Source organism: Mesorhizobium sp. M00.F.Ca.ET.216.01.1.1, from assembly GCF_004010325.2.
In the GTDB taxonomy this organism is placed as follows: Bacteria; Pseudomonadota; Alphaproteobacteria; order Rhizobiales; family Rhizobiaceae; genus Mesorhizobium.
Genome location: NZ_SADR02000459.1, coordinates 1 through 300, shown reverse-complemented (window position 1 = coordinate 300; position 300 = coordinate 1). Strand labels below are relative to the sequence as shown.

Annotated in this window: 1 protein-coding gene; it reads right to left on the bottom strand. The window is 70.0% G+C overall.

Annotated features, from left to right (window positions below; translation table 11 throughout):
- Positions 1-300 (bottom strand): SDR family NAD(P)-dependent oxidoreductase (locus EN859_RS36950; protein WP_135913732.1); only part of this gene is annotated, 300 nt, incomplete at both ends.

The window sequence follows — 300 nt, the reverse complement described above, 5'->3', positions numbered from 1 at the left end:
CCCGCATCTGCCGCGCCGCCGCCTGGGCACAGAAGAACGCCCCCTTGAGATTGGTGTCGACGATCCGGTCCCACAGCGCCTCGTCGACGTCGAGCGATGGCCGGACCTCTTCCACCCCGGCATTGTTGACGAGAATGTCGAGGCCGCCAAGCAGGCGGGCTGCCTCGGCAACGGCCGCGCGGCACTGGCCGACATCGGTCACGTCAAGGGCAATGGCGTGCGCAACCCCGCCGCCCGCGCGAATGGCCGCCGCTGTCTCATCAAGCGAGTCCACGCTACGCGCCGTGACCGCGACGTCGG